Origin of the sequence: Chitinophaga sp. (assembly GCF_036569125.1) — a bacterium.
GTDB lineage: Bacteria > Bacteroidota > Bacteroidia > Chitinophagales > Chitinophagaceae > Chitinophaga.
On the sequence record NZ_DATCRF010000367.1, the window covers coordinates 1 to 2,535 of the forward strand.

General features: G+C 47.7%; 3 protein-coding genes. 2 read left to right on the forward strand and 1 reads right to left on the reverse strand.

Annotated features, from left to right (window positions below; all coding sequences use genetic code 11):
* On the forward strand, positions 1 to 929 hold a 929-nt coding region (locus tag VIM87_RS13725; RefSeq protein WP_331997542.1), incomplete at its 5' end, for a GH116 family glycosyl hydrolase.
* A gap of 38 nt (positions 930 to 967) precedes the next feature.
* Positions 968 to 1,711 carry an SDR family oxidoreductase gene (locus VIM87_RS13730; RefSeq protein ID WP_331997543.1) on the forward strand — a complete coding sequence of 248 codons (744 nt, stop codon included), beginning with the start codon at positions 968 to 970 and terminating at the stop codon, positions 1,709 to 1,711.
* Here the strand turns inward: VIM87_RS13730 and VIM87_RS13735 are convergent.
* Positions 1,708 to 2,535, reverse strand: an 828-nt coding sequence (locus VIM87_RS13735) for an MBL fold metallo-hydrolase (protein WP_331997544.1), incomplete at its 5' end; no start/stop codon positions are given. The two genes, VIM87_RS13730 and VIM87_RS13735, sit on opposite strands and share 4 nt — an antisense overlap.

The window sequence follows — 2,535 nt, forward strand, 5'->3', positions numbered from 1 at the left end:
ATATAGAGTTCTGGGGCGCTACCGGTATGTGCACCAGCTTTTACCTGGGCGCATTGCGCGCCTTCACTGAAATGTCAGAACACCTGCACCAGGATGCAGCTGACTATAAAGAACTGTATAATAAAGGCAGGCAGCAATTGGAAACGGAACTCTATAACGGCGAATTTTTTATTCAAAAGATCCAGTGGACAGGCTTGAATGCACCCGATCCGGTAAAGGCGCAATCATTCGGCGGCGCTTATTCACCGGAAGCCCTGGAGCTGTTAAAGAAAGAAGGTCCTAAATATCAGTACGGCGCCGGCTGTTTGTCTGATGGTGTGCTGGGAGCCTGGATAGCGCGGGTTTGCGGGCTGGATAATATTATGGATGCCGCTAAAATTAAAAGCCACCTGGCTGCAGTGTATAAATACAACCTGCGGCAGGACCTTTCCGAACATGTAAACCCGCAAAGGCCTACCTATGCGCTGGGAAAAGAGGGCGGCCTGCTGCTGTGCTCCTGGCCTAAAGGGGGAAAGCTTTCCCTGCCTTTTGTTTACAGCAATGAAGTGTGGACGGGGATAGAATACCAGGTAGCATCACACCTGATCTTTATGGGCGAGGTAGAGAAAGGCCTGCAGATCGTAAGAACCTGCCGGGACCGGTATAACGGCAAAGTGCGCAACCCGTTCAATGAATATGAATGCGGGCATTGGTATGCCAGGGCAATGTCAAGCTATGGATTGCTGCAGGCTTTGACCGGCGTACGTTATGATGCAGTTGAAAAAACATTGTATGTTGATTCAAAGGTGGGCGACTTTACCAGCTTCCTGAGCACAGAAAGTGGTTTTGGGAATGTAAGCCAGAAGAATGGGAAGGTGCGGTTTAATGCAGTAAGCGGTAAGCTGGATATAAGAAAGATTGTGGTAGCAGGGAAGGAGCAAGCAGCGTAGATAAGCTTTAACTTTATTCCCTCAATAAAGCGCCCGATATGACAACATTTGCAAAGGATGCCTTCAAAGGTAAAACCGCTATTGTAGTAGGTGGTTCAAGAGGTATTGGAAAGGCCATCGTAGAACGTTTAGCCGCAGCCGGAGCCGCAGTGGCCATTAATTATGTGAACAGCGCTTCCGCTGCGGAACAGATGGCAGAAAAGATCAGGCAGCAGGATGGTAAAGCCGTTGCCATACAGGCAGATATCTCCAAGCTGCCGGCTATCAAAACACTTTTTGATAAAGCGGAAGAGGCGTTGGGGAAACCTGATATCGTAGTTGCCAATGCCGCCAACTATATCCCCGCTTTATTATCCGAAGCTACGGAAGAGCAATATGATGCTGTGTTCAACACCAATGCGAAAGGCATCTTTTTTGTGCTGCAGGAAGCCGCCAGAAGGGTAAAGGATGGGGGCCGCATCATCGTTACCTCTACCGGCGGCACACAAATGTATTTTTCTATGAACGCCATTTACCTGGGTAGTAAAGGAGCGATAGAACAATTTGTAAGAGTGCTGTCGCGGGAATTGGGAGAGCGCAATATTACGGTCAATGCAGTATCCCCGGGTTTTACGAATACAGATCTGCTGCCCGAGCGCGACCGCGCGATAGCTGCGGCCATGTCGCCTTTTAAACGGGTAGGAGAGCCGGAAGATGTGGCCGATGTAACGGTTTTCCTGGCCAGCGATGCGGGCAGGTGGATAACCGGGCAGAATATAGGAGCGGGAGGAGGCGTGTTTTAGATCGTGCTATTAATTGGCTCCCCGGCCAGTATATTCCTGTGCACCTCGCCAGGCAGCACACGGTAAACAGGTATTTTTATTTTTAGCTGAACGCATAAGGCTCTTATGCTCCTGTCAATTTCTTCATTTGAATAGCGGGATGAGAAATGCCCCAGGATCAGCGTTTCAATATTCAATTGGGAAACCATTCTTAAAACCTGCTCTAAATTACTGTGCTTGTTCCGGTGGGTGTTTGCGTGGTGCAGCTCCTGTTCTCCTAAAAAGGTAGCTTCATGGATCAGTATTTTCGTGTTGTTCCATCTCTCAGGATCATCCACCGGCGTATCTCCTGAATAGGTGAGTATGTTGGTCCTGATCTGCTCTGTCATTTGCTCCTTGCCAATTTCCGCGATCCGTTGTAAGATGGCTTCCTGTGATAAGCTCGCATATTCTTTTTTCAATTTGTTCTTTACCTGGTAAACCTGGTAACCAAAACTTTTAAAAACATCTTTTGCTGCCGGTACGTGATTATTCCGGATGGATTGCACAAACAGGTCGTCCTTTATTTGAATGTGCTCATTTTCTTTGATGCCCTTCCAGGTAGTGCCGCTTACATGCGGATCAAAATTTTTTGAAAAGGTTTCTATGGCAGGGAAGGAGCTGGAACTTAAAGGATAGAAGATCTTGGGAAAACCTTCTCTTGCATTCAGCTGGTTGAATTGCAGCAGTCCCGTTAAATGATCCCGGTCTGCATGAGAAATAAAAACATTATCTATCTTTCTTGCTTTTTGCAGTAAAGCAGCTGTGATACCGTCGCCTGCATCAAACAGCAATCCTAATTCTTC